Below are 22,291 nucleotides of genomic sequence, written 5' to 3'. Positions count from 1 at the left end.
TAAAATTAGATGAGAAATTTCGTCAAAAAAATGCGTTTATTTATTGACCTTTACTGACCAAAGGAGTATAATAAATTTATAAGGTCAATAATGATCAAACTTTAGACCTTAAAAAAATAGTACAAAAGACGTACTGTTTTTTTGATAAATTAACGATACTATTTATATAAGTGAGATTTACGAGCTGTTTTTAAATCAAAATCAAATGAAGTCGTAATTCTTTCACAATATTTAGCTCTGTAGGCTAGTTCCTCAGAAAAAAGATAAAAATACAACGTGAATAAAAACGGTACAGTTTTCTATTTTCCAGTCGGAACTGATTGGATCTACACAGCTTTTAAATTTAGGAGGTAATTCTATGAACATCGAAAAAATGACAACGACATTACAAGAAGCAATCGCAGAGGCGCAACAGGTCGCAGTTACTCGTCATCATCAAGAAATCGATATTGCACATCTATGGAAGATTTTTTTGCAGCCAAATCATTTTGGACGTAACTTTTATACAGACGCTGGAGTTGACGTAGAAGCTTTTGAACGTGAAATCGATCAAGCAATTGATGAATATCCAAGCATCCAAGGCAGCAACATCCAATATGGTCAAAGCATGAGTCAAAATCTGTTTAACTTATTAGGTGAAGCGGACAAACTTAGAGAATCATTTCAAGATGAGTTTCTAGCAACTGAAATCGTGATTTTAGCGTTGATGAAATTAAAAAATTATCGATTAACGAAATATTTAACGAGTCAGGGTATCACAGAAAAAGAACTACGTAAAAATATTGAAGACATGAGAGGGGGAGATCGTGTGACTTCTAAAAATCAAGAAGAACAATACAAAGCATTAGAAAAATATGGGGTAGATTTAGTACAGCAAGTAAAAAGTGGCAATCAAGATCCTATTATCGGTCGTGATGAAGAAATCCGTGATGTGATTCGAATTCTTTCACGTAAAACAAAAAATAATCCTGTTTTGATTGGTGAACCAGGTGTTGGTAAAACGGCCATCATTGAAGGATTAGCACAACGTATCGTTCGTAAAGATGTGCCGGAAAATCTAAAAGATAAAACAATTTTTTCACTAGATATGGGTGCATTGATTGCAGGAGCAAAATTCCGCGGTGAATTTGAAGAAAGATTAAAAGCAGTTTTAAAAGAAGTAAAGAAAAGTGAAGGACGAATTATTTTATTCATCGATGAAATACACAATATCGTTGGTGCAGGAAAAACAGAAGGTAGTATGGATGCTGGAAACTTATTAAAACCAATGTTGGCTCGTGGTGAACTGCATTTGATTGGTGCAACAACATTAGACGAATATCGTCAATATATGGAAAAAGACAAAGCCTTAGAGCGCCGTTTCCAAAAAGTTTTAGTTAAAGAACCGACAGTTGAAGATACAATCAGTATCTTACGTGGGTTAAAAGAACGTTTTGAAATTCACCATAGTGTTAATATACATGATAATGCATTGGTCGCTGCAGCAACTTTATCTGATCGTTATATCACAGATCGTTTCTTGCCAGATAAGGCAATTGATTTAGTGGATGAAGCTAGTGCAACAATTCGAGTGGAAATGAATTCCATGCCGACTGAACTTGATCAAGTGACACGACGTTTGATGCAATTAGAAATTGAAGAAGCCGCACTAAAAAAAGAGTCAGATGATGCTAGTAAGAAACGTTTGAATGCATTACAAGAAGAATTAGCAGACCTTCGTGAAGAAGCCAACGCAATGAAGATGCAATGGGAAACAGAAAAAGAAGAAGTCAATGCTGTCAGCAATAAGCGTGGAGAAATCGATAAGGCGAAACACGAATTAGAAGATGCAGAAAATAATTACGATCTAGAAAGAGCTGCCGTACTTCGTCATGGTACGATTCCACAATTAGAGGAAGAATTAAAAGAACTTGAAGCAAAAAATGACAAAGACAATGTACGAATGGTACAAGAAGCCGTAACTGAAAATGAAATTGCCCAAGTTGTCGGCCGTTTGACAGGAATTCCTGTAACCAAACTGGTTGAAGGGGAACGGGAAAAACTAATGAAATTGAATGAAACTCTTCATAAACGGGTCATTGGTCAAGAAGAAGCCGTTGATGCAGTTAGTGATGCGGTCATTCGTTCTCGAGCAGGTCTGCAAGATCCAAACCGTCCCTTAGGTTCTTTCCTATTTTTAGGACCAACAGGTGTTGGTAAGACAGAATTAGCAAAAGCGTTGGCTGAGGATTTATTCGATTCAGAAGACCATATGGTACGAATCGATATGAGTGAATATATGGAAAAACATAGTGTCTCTCGGTTAGTTGGTGCGCCTCCAGGCTACGTTGGTTACGAAGAGGGTGGTCAATTGACCGAAGCCGTTCGACGTAATCCATATACGATTGTTTTACTAGATGAAATTGAAAAAGCACATCCCGATGTATTTAATATTTTATTGCAAGTTTTGGATGATGGCCGATTAACTGATTCTAAAGGGCGAGTCGTGGATTTTAAAAACACTGTGATGATCATGACCAGTAATATTGGTTCCCAACTATTGCTTGAAGGTGTAACACCAGAAGGAACGATTCCAGAAAATGTAGAAGAACAAGTCATGACAATTTTACAAGGGAATTTCAAACCAGAGTTCTTAAATAGAATTGACGATACGATCCTATTTACGCCGCTAAGCTTAGCTAATGTGAAAGGTATCATCGGAAAAATGACAGCTCAATTAGCAAAACGTTTGGAACAGCAAGAAATTGAATTAGTGATTTCGGATGAGGCGAAAACATGGATTGCTGAAAGTGGTTATGACCCAGCTTATGGTGCTCGTCCATTGAAAAGGTTTATTACAAAAGAAGTGGAGACACCATTAGCGAAAGAAATCGTTTCAGGGCGCATAATGCCGAAAACAAAAGTAACAATCAGTTTATTGAACGAACAATTGGTGTTTGAAAATGAACCGATAGAAGAATAAGGGGCTGGAACAGAAGCGTTTATCCCCGAAAAAATAAGCAGAAATTCACAAAAATGACGTTTAAAATTTTTGTGAATTTCTGCTTATCTTTAAACGGGCTGCTTCTATGTCGTCGTTTAATCATACTCTTTTTAATAAAAAAATATTGATTTTAAAAACTATATTGTGTAAAATCTAACTACACTATACTAGCAATTAAAAAGAGGGATTAAGTGGATAAGAAAATTAGACGATTAGAAGAACAATTATGTTTTTCTTTACAGACAGCCTCAAAACAATTTAATAGAATGTATGCGAAGGCTTTAAAGCCATTTCATTTAACCTATCCTCAATATTTGGTGTTACTTGTTTTATGGGAACACTCAGATCAGCGAATTTCCGACATTGGAGAAAAACTGGCACTTGATACAGGAACATTGACACCCATGCTGAAAAGAATGGAAAAAAATGGATATATCAATCGAAATAGATTGCCAGAAGATGAACGAATCGTGATTATTTCACTTTCTGAAAAAGCGATTCAGCTAGAGAAGAAGATTTATGATCAAGTAGAAGGGTGTTTGACGCAACTTGATTTTAATGAAAAAAACTATTTCTCTTTGATGGAACAGATCAATACTTTGAGTCAAAAAATTAATGAAATTGATTATTAGATGATGTAGAAACGAGACTTCAAAAATCGCCATTTTGAGGTCTTTTTTCTTATAAAATTTCTTAAAGCAAACTAGTGTACATTCGAATTAATATTGTGTACAATTTAATTGTACGATATAGCTATGACAATTTGAAAGGGAGGAATTAATTATGAAAAAAATCTATTCAACGACCATTATCAATACAGGCGGAAGAGAGGGAGAAGTTTTTTCACCCGATAAATCATTTAGTTATCAAGTGACATCTCCTGGTCCACATCAAGAAAATAAAACGAATCCGGAACAACTATTTGCGGCAGCTTATAGCTCTTGTTTCAATAGTGCGTTAGAACTTGTGATGGCAAATAAAAAAATCACATCAAAAAGCACTGTAAAAGCGACTGTATCACTATTCAGTGATGAACAATCTGGTTTTCAAGTGGGTGTTGTCTTATCTGTGAAAATTGATGATGTTGATCGTGAAACAGCAGAAGAATTAGTAAAAGCTGCACATGAAGTATGTCCATATTCAAAAGCAACAAGAGGAAATATCTCAGTTGAGTTAGAAGTGGAATAGATCAAAGAGAGTTAAAAAGTAGCAGGAAATAAAGTTAAAAATAGGATGGGACAGAAGCGTTTGATACCGAGAAATAAGAGGGATTTGCTTCTACTCTCACCGTTTAGTTGGATTTTTTAAGGCTAGGATATAACTCTACGAGTTATATCCTAGCCTTCTTTGTTTATTTAGTTACTTTTCTAAACGCATAGGCTTTAAAATAATCAGGGTTACGTCTTTGTGTAAAGCTGTAAACCGTTAATATCAATGCCCCGATCGTATTCGTTAATAAATCACCCATCGTATCCATTAAAGCAGCTCGTCCAACATAAGGTTGTCCTGCTTCGGTCATATAACGCTGCAGATTCATATTACCAAGAGAGTCACAAAGAAATTCCCAAAACTCCCAGAAAACGCCACATAATCCAGCGAATGCAAACCCCATAATGATAAATAACCAAGGGCTAATTTTAGAAAAGTCTGACTCTCGTAAACAATAGCCAATAATTGCATATCCAACAGCCACTAATAAAATTGGACTAACAGCATGAAGAATTTTATCCCAAAACGATACAACAATGATCAAGCGTAAACCAGTACCAAGAAAAACCGCGATCCAAATGAAAAACCAATAATAAAGGCGTACCATTTTAGGGAAAATCAATCCAGTGAATTTTGTGAAAATAAATGGTACAAAAATGACGGCAATCCCTGCAATCATTTCAAATGACAATAATACATATTGCTCTGTTGGTTGGACCATAAAAGTTTTCACAATATTGACGATCAATGTAATGACACCAAAAACAAGTAAAAAATAAAAGGCATTTTTTTCTTGTTTATCTTCAAATTCTAACTTCATATAAAAACCTCCAATATTCATATTTTATGAACAACTAAATTACTTGTTTAGATGTTTTTTGATTAATGCTAAAAAATCGTCCTCATCGCTGACTATCGATCCATTCAATTTCACTAAACCAACTGTATATAAGTTTAAATAATGAAATTGATTCTCAGCAGTTTCACCCAATGCAGCTAATTTTTTTTGATTATCGGCTCCTTGTTGACGAGTATCTGTATATAGTGCAATCATGGGAATCTGTTTAGCATATGCTACACCAATTTCAGAAGCTACACCAGCGTCAATAGTAATACCATCTAAAACAGCTACCAACAAGTCACTCTCAAGTACCTTTTCAGTATCCGCCAGTGCAATCATTTTACTATCAGCATATGCAGTTTTATCGTTGATTGCACCATTTTCTTGTGGTAAATAAACGTCAATTGAACGATCCAATTCTCGAATTTTTTTCACTAAGTATTCATTGTAACGTAAATCTGCTTTAGCAAACATTGGTCCTGCAAAATAAATATTCATTTTTTCACCTCTAGGATTTGTTTTATCATTTCAATTTTTTAGAAAAAAAGACGATTTGATTTACCAAATCTACTTTTTCAACTTGATAACCATAAGCAGACCAAGCAAAAGAAAAAGAATGTTCTTTTTTCGTCCACCAAGCGCTATACGTTTTTGCCGATTCTGGCAGTGTATGATTTGAGGCCATTTTTGACTCTATTTCGGCAAAAGATAATTGAGTGCCTGTTGATTTACCTAATAGAGTTGGAATAACGAGAAAATCATCCATAAAATCATCCTTTGCTATAATTACTTTTGTAGCTTTTAAAAATAATCACTAAAGTAAGCTTCTTGATCAGGTAAAATTCGTTCTAATGAATTCAACGTTTCTTTATCTGTTTCTATCCGTTCGATTCGATGTAGATAAGTCGGTCGGCGATAATTCATTAATAAACACGTTAAGGTCTGAATATCGATATGAACGGGTTGTCCTAATGGCTCATCTGTTACAGAAACCTGATCATCTTCATCCCACAACAAACTAAATACACCATTGTTCCATTCTGCAACAGGATCACTCACCACAAAATGAAAGGGTTTAGCGGTGCTGGTATAAGGATAAGCCAGCAACATTTCTTTTACATCCACGATTCTAGCCATGTAATAAGGTTCAATCGTCTCTTTGATTTGGCTATCATCCAATAAAAAAGCGAGAGGTTCATTTTTATAAATATCACCTTCAGCCCAATCGATCATTGAAAAATGTGCTGAAATAAAATTCCATAATGCATTTCGTGCTTCTTGATTAATATAAAACATTTCTTTAATATGGAAGACATCTTCAGCCACCCAATAAAATAATACGCCAAGAGGTTCTTGGTTTGCTCCGTAATAAATAGCAGCTGTTCGTTCATCTTCATTTTCAAAGCGCCAATATTCTTCCCAGTTAAATTCACTACGAATCAAAGCACCGTGATTTTGACGAGCAAATTTTGCATAAACCGTGAAAACATCTTCATGATCTACACTCACACGTTCCACCATACCAGGGACTGTAACTTGCTTAGGCAACTGAGTATCGCGGATTTTAAAAGATAACTTGTCTGACATGATTTCCCAGCCTTTTCTTCTATAGTATGGGATACTATAGGGATAAAGATATGAAATCCATTGTTGATCTTTGCGCATGTTTTTAAGAGCAAGATGAATCAAATCTTGCATCAACCCATGATTGGCATATTCAGGATAAGTTCCAACTCCTGTGATGCCCCCCATTTTAAAAAGCGTTCCGTGAATATTGACTTCGCAAGGATAAATCGCAATTTGAGAAATCAACTGGTCTTCATGAAACCAGCCAAAAACTTTAGATTGTTCTAAAATCGGTTGTTTTGATTTGATCAATTCTTTTTTACTTTCATAACCGCTTTCCTCTAAATCTGCTTCCGTAAACTGAAAAACGTAACTTAATAATTCGTTGAACTGATCAACATATTTCTCTTCCACGGCTTTTAATTCTAAACTATCTTTGAACTCTTTTTGGTCCATTTTTCCATCTCCAATTATTTTTCTATCTTCAGTATATCAAAAAAATAGTAATAAATAGAGTATTACTTACTAAGAAATGATAAAAATGTTTTTTTATTATAAAATAATGCGTAGTCAAGATTCCAGTAAGCGTAAACAAATAAATAGAAGAGTATGGGTTCAAAAGCAAGTTGAATAGAAATGAGGATGTTGTGTTATGAGAGATTGATAATTAGCACTCCAATGTAAGGAAACATGGGAAAGTTCTTTAATTCTGGTAGAAATCTTGCTATAATGGAAAGTGCTGATTGAAAATGATCTGAGCGATGAGCCAGTACGATTTGATTTAACGAAATCACAAGCTTATTCAGCTTTTCATAAAAGAAATGAGGACTATTAATGAATATAAATGAAATGAAGCAAAGACAAGAAAAAATTCGTAACTTTTCCATTATTGCTCATATTGACCATGGAAAATCAACACTTGCTGATCGAATTCTACAAAAAACTGAGACAGTTTCAGATCGTGAAATGCAAGATCAATTACTGGATGCTATGGATTTAGAGCGTGAACGAGGAATTACGATCAAGCTGAATGCAGTTGAATTAACGTATACAGCAAAAAATGGCGAAGATTATATCTTTCATTTGATCGACACGCCAGGACATGTGGATTTCACATATGAAGTATCAAGAAGTTTAGCAGCCTGTGAAGGAGCTATTTTAGTTGTTGATGCGGCTCAAGGAATCGAGGCACAGACGTTAGCAAATGTTTATTTAGCGTTAGATAATGATTTGGAAATTATTCCGGTTATCAATAAAATTGATTTACCAGCAGCAGATCCAGAACGTGTTCGGACAGAAATCGAAGATGTGATCGGGATCGATGCCAGTGATGCTGTTTTGGCAAGTGCAAAAGCAGGAATTGGCATCGAAGATATTTTAGAACAAATTGTTGATTTAGTTCCAGCGCCAACGGGTAATCTTGATGCACCGTTAAAAGCCTTGATTTTTGATTCAGTTTACGACAGTTATCGTGGGGTCATATTAAATGTCCGAATCATGGATGGTGTCGTTAAACCGGGTGATAAGATCATGATGATGAATAATAATAAAACATTTGAAGTAACTGAAGTCGGTATTTTCTCACCAAAACCAATCAGTCGTGATTTCCTAATGGTCGGTGATGTGGGCTATATTACTGCAGCAATCAAAACAGTTCGTGATACGCAAGTAGGGGATACTGTTACTTTAGCCAATAATCCTGCCAAAGAAGCATTAGCAGGATATCGTAAAATGAATCCAATGGTTTACTGTGGGCTATATCCAATTGATAATTCACGTTATGTTGAATTACGTGAAGCATTGGAAAAATTACAATTAAATGATGCAGCTCTGCAATTTGAAGCAGAATCTTCTCAAGCATTAGGCTTCGGATATCGTTGCGGATTTTTAGGCTTGCTGCATATGGATGTCATTCAAGAACGGTTGGAGCGAGAATTTAATCTTGACTTGATTACAACGGCTCCGTCTGTAATTTATCATGTAACAAAGACGGATGGCACGAAAATCGTAGTCGATAATCCAGCAGAATTTCCAGACCAAAGTACTGTTGACTTTGTTGAAGAGCCATACGTTAAAGCGACGATCATGGTACCAAATGAATATGTTGGGGCTGTTATGGAAATTTCTCAACGTAAACGTGGTGAATTTGTCACGATGGATTACTTGGATGAATACCGAGTAAACGTTATTTACGATATGCCATTGTCAGAGATCGTATACGATTTCTTTGATCGCTTAAAATCAGGTACAAAAGGATATGCTTCATTAGATTATGAAATGATTGGTTACCGTAAGAGCAATCTATCTAAGATGGATATTTTGTTGAACTCTGAAAAGGTCGATGCACTAAGCTTTATCGTCCATAAAGATTTTGCATTTGAACGTGGAAAAGTAATTGTTGAGAAATTGAAGAAACTAATTCCTAGACAACAATTTGAGGTGCCGATTCAAGCAGCAATTGGGCAAAAAATCACGGCACGTTCAACAATCAAAGCATTACGCAAAAATGTTTTGGCCAAATGTTATGGTGGGGACATCTCACGTAAACGTAAGTTGTTAGAAAAACAAAAAGATGGTAAAAAGCGAATGAAACAAGTTGGTTCTGTTGAAGTACCTCAAGAAGCCTTCATGGCTGTTTTGAAAATGGATGAGGACGAACCAAAGAAATAATTGAGGGTTGACTCTTTTTGTTAAGAAACATCAATAGCATTTATCTTTGGAAATAAGAAAAGGATGCTTATGCTTTGACAGTTTATTCGTATTAAGAGTGTAAAATAAATGTGAATCCTACCTTTTTCACACCTGTTTTATGTTCGCTACGCAGACAAAGAGAGAATAGATGATTGCATGTACGTGCATTATGTAGTAGAATGAAAAGGTCTGAAAAATCAATACCTTAACAAATAACTATCCTTATCCCATCTCAAACGAGGTGGGATTTTAGTTTAATTGAAATATATTAGACTAAATTAAATTAGGGTTCTCTCATAATTGAATAAAATTGTTTACTTTCATATAATGTAATCGTATAATAGGAAATGTAGTATAATTGTAATTTAAATTAATAGGTCATTTCATTCGTAAGGGTGTCTTAATTCCTCTTTTTTTATCACAAAGGTATTGCAAAAATTAATCGTGCTAAAAGCACTAGGAGGAACACATTTATGAATACAGGTACAGTGAAATGGTTTAATGCAGATAAAGGTTTTGGATTCATTACTCAAGATAACGGAACAGATTTATTCGCTCACTTTTCAGCAATCCAAGGTGACGGATTTAAATCTTTAGACGAAGGTCAAAGCGTATCTTTTGATATTGAAGAAGGTCAACGTGGACCCCAAGCAACTAACATCGTTAAAAACTAATTAAAGATTTTCAAAACGATTCAGTCATTACTGGATCGTTTTTTTATTTAAAAAATTAAAATCACTCCAATTTGATAATAATAATAAAAACTAATTAATAAATATATTTTTTTAAGAGTGTATTGTTTGCAAAATTATTTAAAGCCTAGTAATATACAGTTATACCAACAACAACCCTTTTTATTTTTTCATTTTACTCTTTTAGAGTAAAACTCCTTTTCCCACCTTCTTTTGAAGGTGGGATTTTTTGATAAATAAAAAATGATAAATAAAAAAATGTGTTAAAAAAAAGAAACATAAAAAGTTAGATGCTTTGTGTTTCTTTTTTTTATCTAATAATAGGGTTCTCACTGGCTATTTAAATTTAATTTGTTGTTTTTGGCTTCTTGATAATAGTGAGAAGTCAATTGTATAAATATGAACTCATCTAATATAGGTTAATGACTTAAGGGGTTTTTCTTTGACATTCAGTATGTATATGTAAACATTCCGATTTAAGCTCGAATTAAGAGTGGTTCAATCAGTCATACAAATCGGAGAAGCAGCTTTAAGTAAAGTATCAAAAAAGTTTAATTGCCACTGCGTTAAAATATGGTGAAAGGCAATAGAGTACCATCAACAAAAAGTAATACAATAAAATTTAAAGTTGAAGTTTGAACTGCTGACCAAGATATTCTTATTTTAGTAGCAAGTTCATTTTTCTATCTCCTCCTCAGTTTGAAAAAATAGATAGTACAATATGTTTCGTTTTTATTAGAGCAACCCATGTGTACTATTATACAAAATAATTTCCAGTATTTTTTGTTCTTTAGATAGATCATTCATTCGATATGAATTGGAATCAAAAAACTTCTTATTTGAAAAGAAAACGCTTGTAAAAAATTAAATAATAAAGTATTATACAAATACAGCTAAATTGTATATACAAGTTAAAGAGAGGAGCAAAGAAAATGGGTAAGTTTCAAGAGGATGCAAAAAAACTGTTAGAAGATGTAGGGGGAAAAGAGAACATAGCAGCTGTTTCACATTGTGCGACACGAATGCGATTTGTTTTAAATGATCCAAGTAAAGCTGATACACAAGCAATTGAAAAAATAGCAGCTGTTAAAGGGACTTTTACAAATGCTGGACAATTTCAAGTTATTATTGGTAATGAGGTACCGCAATTTTATAATGAATTTTCCGCTATTTCAGGACTTGAAGGCGTTTCCAAAGAACAAGGAAAAGCAGCAGCAAAACAAAATCTTAATCCAGTTCAACGCGCTATTTCTGTTTTAGCAGAAATTTTCACACCGCTGATTCCAGCTTTAGTTATTGGTGGATTGATTTTAGGATTTCGAAATGTATTGGAAGGAATCCCGTTTGGATTTTTAGATGGACAGAAAATTGTTGAAGTATCGCAATTTTGGAGTGGTGTGAACTCATTTTTATGGCTAATTGGTGAAGCAATTTTCCAATTCTTACCAGTAGGGATCACATGGAGTATTACGAAGAAAATGGGTACAACACAAATTCTAGGGATTGTTTTAGGGATTACATTAGTATCACCGCAATTATTAAATGCTTATTCCGTTGCGAGTACAGCCGCAGCTGATATTCCTTTTTGGGATTTTGGTTTCGCTCAAGTAAATATGATTGGGTATCAAGCTCAAGTTATTCCAGCCATGTTAGCAGGTTTTTTACTTGCTTATTTAGAAATATTTTTCAGAAAAGTCATACCACAAGCAGTTTCGATGATTTTTGTACCGTTATTTGCTTTAGTACCAACTGTGATAGCGGCTCACGTGATCTTAGGCCCAATTGGTTGGGCAATCGGAAGCTGGATTTCAGATATCGTAAATGCTGGCTTGACATCGTCATTTAACTGGTTATTTGGAGCTGTATTTGGTTTTATGTATGCACCTTTAGTTATAACTGGGTTGCATCATATGACAAATGCAATTGATTTACAGTTGATTGCTGATTTCCATTCAACCAACCTGTGGCCGATGATCGCGTTGTCTAATATTGCGCAAGGATCTGCCGTTTTAGCTGTTGTCTTCATGCACAGAGGCAATAAAGATGAAGAACAAGTGTCAATTCCAGCAATGATTTCTTGTTATCTTGGCGTTACAGAACCAGCAATGTTTGGGATTAATTTGAAGTATGTTTATCCATTCGTAGCTGGAATGATCGGTTCAGCTTGTGCTGGGCTATTCGCAACGTTATTCGATGTTAAAGCAATCAGTATTGGTGTAGGTGGGTTACCTGGTATCTTGTCTATCGTTCCTCAGTATTATCTAGCATTTTTCGGAGCAATGGTGATTGCAGTGATCGTACCCTTTATATTAACGTATATTTTCAGAACGAAGGGAATTTTCAATAAACTTGATCCGGTGGACGAAGCGACTGGAAAATTGTTTGTAGAAGAAAATCAATAAGGATTTTAAAAGAAAAAATAGTTTTTACAAAGAAGTAAGGCAAGAAATTATTGCTTTACTTTTTTGTTTCTTCAAAACTAAATGATTTATTTCGCTTTTCTCATAAAGTAGTTGGCTTTTTTTGTTGTTTCAGGTAGACTAAATAAGGCTAAATAAAGGGGAGAATGACAGATGGACATTTATTTAAAAAGTGCAATTTTACACATTATTGATCGCGAAACTGGAACTCCAGTATTTTCAGCGAAGGAGTTGGATTTAACTACGGAATACATTCGTGTTTATCTAACGAGCAAAATAACAAAACTTTCGACGGCTCAGACAAAAACGGGTATTTTAGCAGAAGAAAGCTCTTTTGTAGATAAAATGCGGGGGATTCCGAATGATTTTATCCAAAAAAGTCAGGATTTGGCTCAACATTGGTATGATGTTTATTCAGGTAGTGAAGATGCGCCAAGTGCGGATGTTCTTTTCATCTTATATGAATTGGATACGGTGATGCATTTAGCGATGATCAAATTAAATTACAAAGAAAGCTACACGCATTATGTGGATTATGAAGATGAAGCAGTTTACAATAAATTGATTATCAACCGAGCTATTTTACCTTCAAAATCACAAAAGCCTGATGAAGGAATGACGGTTAATCTGGATACTTTGGCTTATGAATTGTTAGAAAAGCGGTATGAGTTTTCAGGAGATAAAGTGTGGTATTTTTCTGAGAAAGTAATTGAATCACAGCCAGCACCTTCTATAGAAGAAAATATGAAAGAAATCAAAAAAGCTGTAAAACGAATCGGTAAAAAGTTTAATGAAGATGAATTTGAATTGATTGCATCTGTAAAAGAAGCAGTATATGAAAGTATTGAGGAAACTGGAACAATTGATAATGATCAAGTTGCCGAATTGGTTTTTAAAGAAAATATTTCGGCACGAATGGCGTATCAAGATGAAGTCAATGAATCAAAATTTGTTGATAAGACACCGCCAGTTCGTGAAGCTAGAGAAATTTCAGAGAAAAAATTTGGGAAACAAAAATTAAAAATGAGCAATGGGATTGAATTGATTGTTCCACTTGAGGTTTATCGAAATGGTGATTTGATCGAATTTGTTAATAATCCAGATGGAACAGTATCGATTGTTTTGAAAAATATCGAAAAGATAAGCAATCAATTGTAAATGAGGTTGGAACAGAAGCATTTATTTCTGAAGGAGCTGTTTTTGCTCCCGCCGTTTATTCGGACTTCTTAAGGCTAGAATATAACTCGTAGAGTTATGTCCTAGCCTCGTTTACTATTATTTCGTTAATTTTGCAAAAGCTTTTTTTGGAACAGTAGTTTCTGGAACTTCTTCCCAGCTGAGAACACCTTTTCTCGGATTAACTTTTAACTTTAAGTAGGCATTGATTCGTAATGGTTTATCTCTAATTTCGAATGTCTTTTGGACTGTCTTTTCACCTTTTTTATTAAATGCAGTATGCGTATAATCATATTCCGTGTATTTTTCACCGTTTGAAAACTTACCAGACTTTATTTCAACTGGTTCTCCTACACGAGTATAATAATCCTGACCGCCAAAGTAATAGTTATAACCAAACCAAACTCCTGCGGTTAAAAATACGAATGGCACGATTAAAAGTAAATTTTTTTTCAATGTGATCACCTCTTAAATGTAGTATGCCTTTTTTTTAGGAATGGTACCATTGAAAGGTCTTAAAATAATGTGACAGTATTGTTAGAATTTCAATTTAAGAGTTCATAAATTCATCAAGGTATAGTTATACTTTTTTGAGAAACTCATGCTACAATAAAGAAAAGAATAGGAGGAATAAAAAATGATGCCTTTTTATGCAATATTTGATCCGACATACATCTTAGTCATTGTAGGATTATTAATATCGATGGCTGCATCAGCTTATGTAAATAGTACGTTTAAAAAATATGATAAAATTCAAAGTCGAAATAATGTAACAGGGACAAAAGCAGCGCAATTTATTTTGCAGAAAGAACAAATCAATGATGTAGGTGTTCAACAAATTGCTGGCGACTTGACGGATAACTATAATTCTGGCAATAAGATGCTAAGTTTGTCTGAAGCAACTGCCCAGTCAACTTCTGTTGCGGCTATTGGTGTAGCGGCACATGAATGCGGACATGCAGTGCAGGACCATACAGGATATAGTCCGCTTAAAATTCGTGCGGCGATCGTTCCAGTGGCTAATTTCGGTTCTGCGTTGTCATTTCCAATCATTTTAGTTGGTATACTGTTTAGTTGGAATCAAACTTTGATCAATATTGGTATACTCGCTTTTTCATTGGCTTTAATTTTTCAATTGGTTACTTTACCAGTGGAATTTAATGCATCACGTAGAGCATTAAAAATCTTGTCAGATGGTAATATTTTAACAGAAGAAGAAGTACCGATGGCAAGAAAAGTTCTATTTGCCGCAGCACTGACCTATGTCGCCGCAGCTTTAGCTACATTTTTACAATTACTTCGTCTCATCATCTTATTTGGCGGGAATAACCGTCGGAACTAAAAATAGTTGATATTCTGTTTTATTACCTCAATTTTTAAGAATATGTTATCATAAGAATAGATAGTAAGAAGGAGCTGAAAAGAATGAAAACATCAACAAAAATCAGTATTGGTTTAAGTCTTGCTGCAGTAGCAGGTGTGTCAGTTGCGGTGATTGCTTCTGAGAAAATCGTCAAAAAAGTTTACCATGTATCGAATCGCTTTAAAGCGAAAAAATTTGTGAATGATAAATTTGGCGGCAACGAAAAATTACTAGGGATTGTAGATGATTTATCAGATGATGAGCTTGATTCTATGATGAATATTTTAGGTAAAGTCAAAGATGGTAGAAAAAAAATCTCTGCATACGGAGAATCTTTAAAAGACAATACTGAAAACATAAAAGATCGTTTAGTTAGTTTTGTTGAAGAGATGATGTAAAAAACATACTAAGATTAGAGGGTAAATACCCTCTAGTCCTAGTATGTTTTATTTTGTAATCAATAAATAGCAAAAGACAAGGTCATCCATTTTTTTTAAAGATAGACCTGTTTGTTCGTAAAATCTTTCTAAACGATAATGGAGTGTATTACGATGCATGTACAAAGCTTTCGCAGCTGAACTGATATTTCCTTGATTAGACCAAAGAGCAAGGATGATCTCCTGAATTTCGCTTGTCAAAACAAGGTTTTTTACAAATGTCTGAACGATTATACTTTCTTTCATCGCCTTGTTAGTAAAATAATGCAAAGCAACATCAGATAAGGAGAAGGTGGCTTTCCCGCGAATATTTTCTGCTTCTGCTTTAAAAATCTGCTGTTCTTCTTTAAATAATGCTGGAAAATGGTCGTTTACAGGGAAAAAATTACCGACAAAGACGGTTGTGGATGAATCGAAGTCGGCATCCAACGTTAAAAAGATACTTTGAAGTTCTTCTAAGCCATAGTGATTTTTTTCATATTTTTCAATTAAAGCGCCATCATTTTCACTGATAAAAAAGAAATCATCTAAATTTGGAAAGATTTCTGTTATACTATTTTCCCATTCTGATTGCAAAAAGGCTTTTGGCTTTTTGAGTTCAAATTGTAGAATACGAAAAGTTCCTTCAATATCCATGGTTGTTTGTGTAAAAAGATACCTAAACCAGTGATGCTTTTTTTGATCAACAAAATATTCTCTTTCAGGAAAGATCGTTTCCAATAAACGGATTTCTGTTTCTTGTAACGCTTCCTTGTCAATGATAAAATAATTACCATCAATTGGTAGTGAAAGAGCTTCACTTGTAGCTTTTGTTTGTTGGATTTTCCCAGCAGGATACAATTTAACTAATTCTTCAATAGTCATAGACACACCTCACTAATTTATTGTACCATGAATAAGACAAAAGTATAAAGGGCGAGAGGTGGAAATCGTTTGAATGAAAAAATAAGTTCTCTAACACTGGAAGAAAAAGAAATGTTTATGTTAGAAGCAATCAAAGAAGCCAAGAAAGCAGAAGCAATCAAAGAAGTGCCGATTGGGGCAGTGGTCGTATTAGATGGACAAATCATAGGACGTGGACATAATCTTAGAGAAGAAAGCCAAGATGCTACGGCCCACGCAGAAATGTACGCAATCAAACAAGCCTGCGAAGCAATTGAAAATTGGCGCTTAGAGCGTGCGCAGTTATTTGTTACGTTAGAACCTTGTCCAATGTGTAGTGGAGCAATGATTCTTTCTAGAGTCAATGAAGTATACTACGGGGCCAAGGATCCAAAAGGCGGAACGGCTGGAACTTTAATGAATTTATTAGAAGATGAACGTTTTAACCATGTGGCGTATGTAGAAGCTGGAATTTTGACACAAAAATGTGGTGATTTACTCACAAATTTCTTTAGAAATTTAAGGGAAAAAAAGAAACTTTTAAAAAATCAAAAGAAAGACTAGCCAAGCGTCAAAAAATGCGGTATACTAAATCTTGCCGAAAGGCTAGGACAATGGTGGGCTTACGAAGCGTGTCAGATCTGGAAGGAAGCAGCACTAAGTAGGTGCCGCCATGTGTCTAAATAAAATGATTCATTAATTGACTGTAAGGTCTTTTTTTTTATCTTAAATCTGTAAGAATAGCAATTATCATACTTTATAACTCTATTGAATCGAGCGTTTTATCAGGTTTGTGTCAATCGTTTTATATAGTTTCATCGTTCTGTCTTACATGTTAAAAATGAACTATGCAGATGTCAAAATAGATTGATTTTAAATCGTCGCGTAGGTGGTGATTTTTTTAATTTTCCTCTATTTTTAAAAATCATTTTGGTGTGATCATGACTATACAAAAATACAAATAAAGAGGTAGAAAAATTGGATAAGACAGAAAAAATATTGCGTGAGGTATCTTCTTGCGTCGTTTCGACAATGGATGACAATAACTTCCCTGTAAATGTAACGTTGACTAAAATATTAGAGAGAACGGGGTACGCAACACTATTCTTTTATTTTGACAAGCACTCAAATTCAGTTAAAAATATGAAAAGAACACCAAGAGGCAGTGTCTCTTGTTTCATGGAGTATTCTGATCGAATAGAAACATTAAATTTGAAAGGGACCTTTACTATAGAAGGTGACTGGAAATTGCATGAGATACGAGAAAGTGTGGAAGATGCGAAAAAGAAACTTAAATACAAAGAAGCGGTGATTGTGGTTTTTGAAACAATGCACTATGAATTTGAGGTAGTTAATAAGTTGATTTAGATTGTAATTTTTAACGAAAGAGGTGTAAGCTTCTTTCATAAAAAAACGGTGTTTTGGATAATTAAAGCGGACATCGCTTTAGAAGAATGAAAATAGTATTTACTGTGCAAAGAAATAGCCTATCAACATGAATCGGTCTAAAATAACCGTAAATATCACAATAAGGGATGCAGTCCAGCAAAATGGGACTTCATCTCCTTTCGTTATGTTGTGTCAAATCAATTTAAGTTGATCGTTTTTTCTCCGAGGACTTTTCCAGCCATCCCTTGATTTACTTTTAAAAGTACGGGTGTCTTAGTATCATCTAAATCATAAGAGATGAGTGCTTTCATTGTGTCACCAGGTTTGATATCATCTAATTTATGTTCTTTGAACTCAGCAAACTTTTCATCTTGGGGCGTCATACCAATCGTTAATTTATTAGTTGTGCGTGCATCTTCTTGAGAGAGTCCCATACAGGCGATCCAAACAGTGGCGGCAGAAATTGGCTCATTACTATCATTTGTCACTTCGTAAGTAATGGCCAACTGTGGTTTTTCTCTCAATAAATTTTCATTTGCAGGCAAAACTTCAGTCGAAATTATAGTAAGTTTAGCCACATCGATTTTTAACGTATTGTTTTTAAAGTACGCTCTTTCTGATTTTTTTTGAGAATTTGAAGTAGGTTCAGATTTGCTCGATTTATTGTTGCCGCCACACGCAACCAATGTTATGCTACACACTATTAATAGGCCGAAACTTAATAATTTTTTCATTAATAAATCCTCACTTTTCAAAAATAATGTTTATAAAAATTCCCAATATAATATAGGTCGATTTAATTTATTTTATTTATATGGCTATTTAACTCTATACTACCTTGTATTTTGCTAAATAACAAGATTACTTTAGCGAGTAATTAAATTATTTTTAGAAATAAAAAAAAATAAAGTTATTTCTATTTTTTATTAAAAATTTATATAGTTTTAATGGAGTAAATGAGAGTTTTTCTATTATCATTAGTGTTATATTATTACTAAATAGCTGACTAGAATAAAAATATTTTTTTGAATCGAAAGGAAAATAATGATGATTTTTGAAGGATTAAATGCTAAAAATTGTCAGCAAATATAGGATATGTACATTGTTGCAAAAAAATCCTCATTCAAATGAGTCGCAACTCGTCTCATTTGAATGAGGATCTTTAACTATCTATTAAAAACTACGACCGCCGCCGCCAAATGTTCCGCCACCAGTTGAATTTGTGCTGCTTCCACCGCCACCACCACCGCTAGAATTATTTCTAGGAATACGGCGAGTAGTAACAAATGAATTAACCAGAACATCATTGCGTAATGTTAAATCAAGACTAGATTTTTCTTTAAATGGGTATTTGTAAGTCCCAAATTTTAGTTGGTATTTTGAAATATTGATAGCAAAGAAAATACTACTTAAAACGATTGCTGCTACAAAAGCAATCATGATTTCTGTTTTGGTCAAAGTTTTATAACGAGTGACTTTACCTGTTTCAGTATCGACGCGGTAATGACCACCAGGCACGCCTTGATCGAAGTAATAACTGGTCTTATCTAGAAAACTTTGAGCTGCCTCAAAATAGTTGCCGCTTTTCATACTTGGTTCAATAGCATCTAAGGTTTGGTCTATTCGCTTATCGGTTAAATAATCAATCATATTACCAGAAGTAGAAATAATAAATTTACTCTGGCTCATATCAATATAAAACGTGATGCCATTTTGATTTTTTCCAATACGATCAAGCATATAATAATCCGCGAATCTTTTTGAATCCATTTCGTTATCAGTATTTGTCACGATAAAAACGCGGGCTTTGGTTTTAGCTTCGATTGGTGCAATTGCTCCTTTTAGCTGAACGATCTGTTCTGCTGTAAAAAGAGAAGCCTGATCATCAATTGGATCTTCTGCAGCTTGAACAGTGGAAGAAAAACCGAATACTAAAAAAATGAGAATAAATAGTGCAGGAAAAACCTTTCTCATATAAACCAACCTCCGATCAGAAAAATAGCTAAGATTGTAGCAAAAATGCCAAATGTAAACAGTCCTAATCGTTTGTAACTGATCGGTAAAATACCACTGACTTTTCCTGTTTGTCCGTTCATAGCATAGTAATAAACTTTTTTTGACTGATCATTGCTACGATAAGTAACGACCCAAATCGGTAAAAGCATATAGTGATTTTTTTCGTTGTCTAAAGAAATATCTGTGCGCAGTTTTGTCAAGGTGGTATAGCCAGAAGCTGTATCTCTTAGTATGGATTCAGAATACTCTTTTAGTTCATTTTGAATAGATTGTTGGATTGCTTCGTATTCAATATCTCGTTTTTCTGCTTGAAATCCTGCTAAATATTGACTTTTAAATGAAACAGCTTTATCTAATAAAAAAGGCTGGACTGCTTCAACCATTTTTTGTTGGACATTTTTAGAAAGAGCATTCTTGATCAATTCTTTAAAAGAAATTTTGCCTTGCCTTTGCACATCAAATTGCTTTGTTTCAGTATATTCAATGTCACCGATACGCCAAATACGGATAGTTGTTCCCAAACCACTCATCTGACCGTCGATTTGGGCATCTACAACCCAGTATGGAAAATAAACGCCTGTCATTTTATCAATTTGTTCTTTGTTGAAAAAGTCTTTAGGAATAAACCATTTCTTTTTTGCCCAAGCTAAAAACTTTTCAACCGCTTCTTCTTTTTCGATAGCAAAAGGTAAAACTTTTTCTGGAAGGAACTTTCCACTTAAACGTCCAGATAAGACAACAGGATTATGACAATAATAACAATAGGTGGCCGCAGTCGTTGCTTCCGTGACGATTTGAGCACCGCAACTTGGACAATCGAATAATTCCATGGCACCTTCCAGGGTATCTTCATCCATAGTATCTGTTCCACTAGCTTCTTTAAAAGCTGATTTTTCTTCAACGGTCATTTCATCTACCTGTGAATCAGCAGTAAAAGTTAAATCTGATTCATAAGTCTGATCAGTGTTTTTTTCTAAATGTGCGTCTCGTTGTGAAGCTTCATAAGCGGTGACTTCAGCTTCCGTGTAAACGCTTAAACAGTATTCGCAATGAAACTTTTGATCTTTGGGATCAAATAATAAAGGGCCCCCGCAGTTTGGGCATTTGTGTGTAAACGTATCCGTCATGATTATTCCTTTCTTTGGATAATAAATTAAAAGAGTCATTGGTGATGCTTAGATTGTTTTATTCCTTTAAATTAGAAAGAAAAAGGGCAAGACACGGTCGCCCAGCCCAATTTCCTTGGTTTATAATGGAATCCCTTGAAATGGTTTGCCACAATGTGGACAGAACTTTGGAATGCCATTAGCCAAATCAACGATTTCACTACATTCGCTACATTTCATTTCCAATTTTGGTTGCTCATTGGTTGGTTTAGGCGTACCGCAATTTGAGCAGAATTTGCCATTGTTTTCGGTTCCACATTGTGGACACGTCCAAGTATCTGTAGATCCTTGTGCATTTTGTTGATTTTGTTTTTCTTGCATTTGTTGTTGATTGGTTTGAGAGGCTTGAGCAAAATAATTACCACTTGTATTCATTCCCATACCAACACCCATAAACCCGTTCATTGCGCCACCTTCATTATTTCCAGCCGCTTCCATGCCACGAGCCATCGCGCCTTGCACATAGCCTTCACGAACTCCAGCATCACTAAGCATAGCACCTTGGTTACGCATGTTGATCAATTTAGTTGAATCATCGGTATAAGAAATACTAGCAACTGCAACAGAAACAATCTCCATCCCACGAAGTTCGCGCCATTCGTCATCTAGTGCTTGCCCCATATATTTACTTAATTCTAGGCTTTTAGATGGAACATAAGAAATCCGTTCACCGTCTGCTGACATTTTATTGATAGCAGATTGGAGTGCCGCTAAAAATTCAGCTAAGTATTGTTCGTTGATATCATTGATGTCTACTTGTGATTTATTTCTTGGGATTGCATTTGAGAAAAATAATAAAGGATCAGTGATTTTAATAGAATAGTTCCCATGCGCTCGTAAAAATAGTTCAGCATTATAAAAATTATCGAAATAATTGATTGGTGACGATGTACCAAACTTGATTCCTTTGACTTCTTGTAAGTTGATATAAAAAACTTGTTGTTTTTGTGGTGTCACACCACCAAACTTAAAACGATCAAACGTTTCCGAGACGGCATCTTTTAATGATCCGTTAAACGCAGAAGGGGCTAAATCATTTTTAACTGTGTAATAGCCTTCTTCTGCAGTATAATCGATTATTTTTCCACCATCGACTAGAATCATCATCATATTTGGATAGACGTGAATAACCGAGCCATCTGTCAAAACATCTTCGGTTCCTTTGCGATTTGATCCTCGTTTATCATTTTTTCGAACAAAAACGCCTTTCGTCATAACCGTTGTGTCGCCCATATTATCAGGCTCAATAACTTCGATCCATTGATCAGCCAATCCGCCGCCGATAGCACTTGTTGCTGCTTTAATAATTCCCATTCGAATGTCCTCCTAAATTTAAAAGCGTAATGGACTCATCCTGCTCATTTCCTGATATCTTCACCTCTTAAAGCTGTAGGAATTAAGAATTGATGAGATCTAAAAGCAAAGGACTAGCCCATAAAGCTATGTAAAAAGTACTAAGT

General features: G+C 34.7%; 21 protein-coding genes and 1 other RNA gene. 12 read left to right on the top strand and 10 right to left on the bottom strand.

The annotated features are described in order from the left end of the window. Positions 1-358: 358 nt before the first annotated feature. The 3 genes from clpB (at position 359) to IGI43_RS02770 (ending at position 4,171) form a co-directional block, all read left to right on the top strand. Complete coding sequence (gene clpB / locus IGI43_RS02780; protein ID WP_438756301.1) at positions 359-2,962, top strand: ATP-dependent chaperone ClpB; 2,604 nt, start codon at positions 359-361, stop codon at positions 2,960-2,962. A gap of 212 nt (positions 2,963-3,174) precedes the next feature. Then, positions 3,175-3,615, top strand: coding sequence for a MarR family winged helix-turn-helix transcriptional regulator (locus IGI43_RS02775; protein WP_438756300.1), 441 nt, complete (start codon positions 3,175-3,177; stop codon positions 3,613-3,615). 151 nt (positions 3,616-3,766) lie between these two features. Further along, complete coding sequence (locus IGI43_RS02770) at positions 3,767-4,171, top strand: organic hydroperoxide resistance protein (RefSeq protein ID WP_438756299.1); 405 nt, start codon at positions 3,767-3,769, stop codon at positions 4,169-4,171. A gap of 163 nt (positions 4,172-4,334) precedes the next feature. On the opposite strand, the gene IGI43_RS02765 is transcribed toward IGI43_RS02770, so the two are convergent. The 4 genes from IGI43_RS02765 to IGI43_RS02750 are packed head-to-tail and all read right to left on the bottom strand — an operon-like array spanning position 4,335 to position 7,055. Beyond that, on the bottom strand, positions 4,335-5,012 hold the full coding sequence (locus tag IGI43_RS02765) for a hypothetical protein (protein WP_438756298.1): 678 nt from the start codon (positions 5,010-5,012) through the stop codon (positions 4,335-4,337). Between the two features lie 39 nt (positions 5,013-5,051). After that, the gene (locus tag IGI43_RS02760) at positions 5,052-5,531 is read right to left on the bottom strand and encodes a nucleoside 2-deoxyribosyltransferase (RefSeq protein WP_438756297.1); all 480 of its coding nucleotides are present in this window, start codon (positions 5,529-5,531) and stop codon (positions 5,052-5,054) included. 25 nt (positions 5,532-5,556) lie between these two features. Continuing rightward, the gene (locus IGI43_RS02755) at positions 5,557-5,799 is read right to left on the bottom strand and encodes a DUF7662 domain-containing protein (protein ID WP_438756296.1); all 243 of its coding nucleotides are present in this window, start codon (positions 5,797-5,799) and stop codon (positions 5,557-5,559) included. Between the two features lie 35 nt (positions 5,800-5,834). Then, positions 5,835-7,055 (bottom strand): GNAT family N-acetyltransferase, encoded by a 1,221-nt coding sequence (locus tag IGI43_RS02750; RefSeq protein WP_438756295.1) that lies wholly within the window; start codon positions 7,053-7,055, stop codon positions 5,835-5,837. A 378-nt stretch (positions 7,056-7,433) separates the two neighbouring features. Here IGI43_RS02750 and lepA point away from each other — a divergent pair, with 378 nt between their 5' ends. From lepA to IGI43_RS02730, 4 genes are all read left to right on the top strand, one after another. Continuing rightward, complete coding sequence (lepA, locus tag IGI43_RS02745; RefSeq protein ID WP_438756294.1) at positions 7,434-9,269, top strand: translation elongation factor 4; 1,836 nt, start codon at positions 7,434-7,436, stop codon at positions 9,267-9,269. 494 nt (positions 9,270-9,763) lie between these two features. After that, positions 9,764-9,964: a cold-shock protein gene (locus tag IGI43_RS02740; RefSeq protein WP_010772775.1), complete on the top strand. Its 201-nt coding sequence runs from the start codon at positions 9,764-9,766 to the stop codon at positions 9,962-9,964. 950 nt (positions 9,965-10,914) lie between these two features. After that, positions 10,915-12,384: a PTS system trehalose-specific EIIBC component gene (gene treP, locus IGI43_RS02735; RefSeq protein ID WP_438756293.1), complete on the top strand. Its 1,470-nt coding sequence runs from the start codon at positions 10,915-10,917 to the stop codon at positions 12,382-12,384. 171 nt (positions 12,385-12,555) lie between these two features. Next, on the top strand, positions 12,556-13,560 hold the full coding sequence (locus tag IGI43_RS02730; RefSeq protein WP_438756292.1) for a nucleoid-associated protein: 1,005 nt from the start codon (positions 12,556-12,558) through the stop codon (positions 13,558-13,560). A 117-nt stretch (positions 13,561-13,677) separates the two neighbouring features. Here the strand turns inward: IGI43_RS02730 and IGI43_RS02725 are convergent, their stop codons facing one another. After that, the gene (locus IGI43_RS02725) at positions 13,678-14,034 is read right to left on the bottom strand and encodes a YxeA family protein (RefSeq protein ID WP_438756291.1); all 357 of its coding nucleotides are present in this window, start codon (positions 14,032-14,034) and stop codon (positions 13,678-13,680) included. A gap of 181 nt (positions 14,035-14,215) precedes the next feature. Here IGI43_RS02725 and IGI43_RS02720 point away from each other — a divergent pair, with 181 nt between their 5' ends. Together IGI43_RS02720 and IGI43_RS02715 are read left to right on the top strand one after the other, a co-directional pair. Beyond that, complete coding sequence (locus IGI43_RS02720; RefSeq protein ID WP_438756290.1) at positions 14,216-14,920, top strand: zinc metallopeptidase; 705 nt, start codon at positions 14,216-14,218, stop codon at positions 14,918-14,920. 83 nt (positions 14,921-15,003) lie between these two features. After that, on the top strand, positions 15,004-15,339 hold the full coding sequence (locus IGI43_RS02715) for a hypothetical protein (protein ID WP_438756288.1): 336 nt from the start codon (positions 15,004-15,006) through the stop codon (positions 15,337-15,339). A 48-nt stretch (positions 15,340-15,387) separates the two neighbouring features. Here IGI43_RS02715 and IGI43_RS02710 read toward each other — a convergent pair whose 3' ends face one another. After that, positions 15,388-16,242, bottom strand: a complete 855-nt coding sequence (locus IGI43_RS02710) for a helix-turn-helix domain-containing protein (protein WP_438756287.1) — start codon at positions 16,240-16,242, stop codon at positions 15,388-15,390. 111 nt (positions 16,243-16,353) lie between these two features. Between IGI43_RS02710 and tadA the strand changes: the two genes are divergently transcribed. The 3 genes from tadA (at position 16,354) to IGI43_RS02695 (ending at position 17,628) form a co-directional block, all read left to right on the top strand. Continuing rightward, on the top strand, positions 16,354-16,824 hold the full coding sequence (tadA, locus tag IGI43_RS02705; protein WP_438758799.1) for a tRNA adenosine(34) deaminase TadA: 471 nt from the start codon (positions 16,354-16,356) through the stop codon (positions 16,822-16,824). A gap of 40 nt (positions 16,825-16,864) precedes the next feature. Next, positions 16,865-16,949, top strand: an RNA gene (gene ffs, locus IGI43_RS02700) — signal recognition particle sRNA small type. 289 nt (positions 16,950-17,238) lie between these two features. Further along, positions 17,239-17,628 (top strand): pyridoxamine 5'-phosphate oxidase family protein, encoded by a 390-nt coding sequence (locus tag IGI43_RS02695; RefSeq protein ID WP_438756286.1) that lies wholly within the window; start codon positions 17,239-17,241, stop codon positions 17,626-17,628. 218 nt (positions 17,629-17,846) lie between these two features. On the opposite strand, the gene IGI43_RS02690 is transcribed toward IGI43_RS02695, so the two are convergent. The 4 genes from IGI43_RS02690 to IGI43_RS02675 all read right to left on the bottom strand — a co-directional run bounded on the left by IGI43_RS02690 (position 17,847) and on the right by IGI43_RS02675 (position 22,145). After that, entirely contained in the window at positions 17,847-18,383 is a 537-nt protein-coding gene (locus tag IGI43_RS02690; protein ID WP_438756284.1) for a DUF5067 domain-containing protein, read from the bottom strand. Positions 18,384-18,822: 439 nt separating this feature from the next. Then, positions 18,823-19,623: a TPM domain-containing protein gene (locus IGI43_RS02685; RefSeq protein WP_438756283.1), complete on the bottom strand. Its 801-nt coding sequence runs from the start codon at positions 19,621-19,623 to the stop codon at positions 18,823-18,825. After that, positions 19,620-20,792 carry a TFIIB-type zinc ribbon-containing protein gene (locus tag IGI43_RS02680; protein ID WP_438756281.1) on the bottom strand — a complete coding sequence of 391 codons (1,173 nt, stop codon included), beginning with the start codon at positions 20,790-20,792 and terminating at the stop codon, positions 19,620-19,622. The genes IGI43_RS02685 and IGI43_RS02680 overlap by 4 nt, the downstream gene beginning before the upstream one ends. A 120-nt stretch (positions 20,793-20,912) precedes the next feature. Further along, the gene (locus tag IGI43_RS02675; protein ID WP_438756280.1) at positions 20,913-22,145 is read right to left on the bottom strand and encodes an SPFH domain-containing protein; all 1,233 of its coding nucleotides are present in this window, start codon (positions 22,143-22,145) and stop codon (positions 20,913-20,915) included. Positions 22,146-22,291 lie beyond the last annotated feature (146 nt).

It is taken from the genome of Enterococcus sp. AZ126, assembly GCF_051714545.1.
In the GTDB taxonomy this organism is placed as follows: Bacteria; Bacillota; Bacilli; order Lactobacillales; family Enterococcaceae; genus Enterococcus_L.
The sequence above is the reverse complement of the archived record's forward strand: the minus strand, read 5'-3'. Positions and strand labels throughout refer to the sequence as shown.

Excerpts from the sequence above, each read along its gene's own strand:
- clpB (WP_438756301.1), top strand. The coding sequence starts at position 359 with ATGAACATCGAAAAAATGACAACGACATTACAAGAAGCAATCGCAGAG.
- IGI43_RS02770 (WP_438756299.1), top strand. The coding sequence starts at position 3,767 with ATGAAAAAAATCTATTCAACGACCATTATCAATACAGGCGGAAGAGAG.
- IGI43_RS02765 (WP_438756298.1), bottom strand. The coding sequence starts at position 5,012 with ATGAAGTTAGAATTTGAAGATAAACAAGAAAAAAATGCCTTTTATTTT.
- IGI43_RS02760 (WP_438756297.1), bottom strand. The coding sequence starts at position 5,531 with ATGAATATTTATTTTGCAGGACCAATGTTTGCTAAAGCAGATTTACGT.
- IGI43_RS02755 (WP_438756296.1), bottom strand. The coding sequence starts at position 5,799 with ATGGATGATTTTCTCGTTATTCCAACTCTATTAGGTAAATCAACAGGC.
- IGI43_RS02750 (WP_438756295.1), bottom strand. The coding sequence starts at position 7,055 with ATGGACCAAAAAGAGTTCAAAGATAGTTTAGAATTAAAAGCCGTGGAA.
- lepA (WP_438756294.1), top strand. The coding sequence starts at position 7,434 with ATGAATATAAATGAAATGAAGCAAAGACAAGAAAAAATTCGTAACTTT.
- IGI43_RS02740 (WP_010772775.1), top strand. The coding sequence starts at position 9,764 with ATGAATACAGGTACAGTGAAATGGTTTAATGCAGATAAAGGTTTTGGA.
- treP (WP_438756293.1), top strand. The coding sequence starts at position 10,915 with ATGGGTAAGTTTCAAGAGGATGCAAAAAAACTGTTAGAAGATGTAGGG.
- IGI43_RS02730 (WP_438756292.1), top strand. The coding sequence starts at position 12,556 with ATGGACATTTATTTAAAAAGTGCAATTTTACACATTATTGATCGCGAA.
- IGI43_RS02720 (WP_438756290.1), top strand. The coding sequence starts at position 14,216 with ATGATGCCTTTTTATGCAATATTTGATCCGACATACATCTTAGTCATT.
- IGI43_RS02715 (WP_438756288.1), top strand. The coding sequence starts at position 15,004 with ATGAAAACATCAACAAAAATCAGTATTGGTTTAAGTCTTGCTGCAGTA.
- IGI43_RS02710 (WP_438756287.1), bottom strand. The coding sequence starts at position 16,242 with ATGACTATTGAAGAATTAGTTAAATTGTATCCTGCTGGGAAAATCCAA.
- tadA (WP_438758799.1), top strand. The coding sequence starts at position 16,354 with ATGTTTATGTTAGAAGCAATCAAAGAAGCCAAGAAAGCAGAAGCAATC.
- IGI43_RS02690 (WP_438756284.1), bottom strand. The coding sequence starts at position 18,383 with ATGAAAAAATTATTAAGTTTCGGCCTATTAATAGTGTGTAGCATAACA.
- IGI43_RS02685 (WP_438756283.1), bottom strand. The coding sequence starts at position 19,623 with ATGAGAAAGGTTTTTCCTGCACTATTTATTCTCATTTTTTTAGTATTC.
- IGI43_RS02680 (WP_438756281.1), bottom strand. The coding sequence starts at position 20,792 with ATGACGGATACGTTTACACACAAATGCCCAAACTGCGGGGGCCCTTTA.
- IGI43_RS02675 (WP_438756280.1), bottom strand. The coding sequence starts at position 22,145 with ATGGGAATTATTAAAGCAGCAACAAGTGCTATCGGCGGCGGATTGGCT.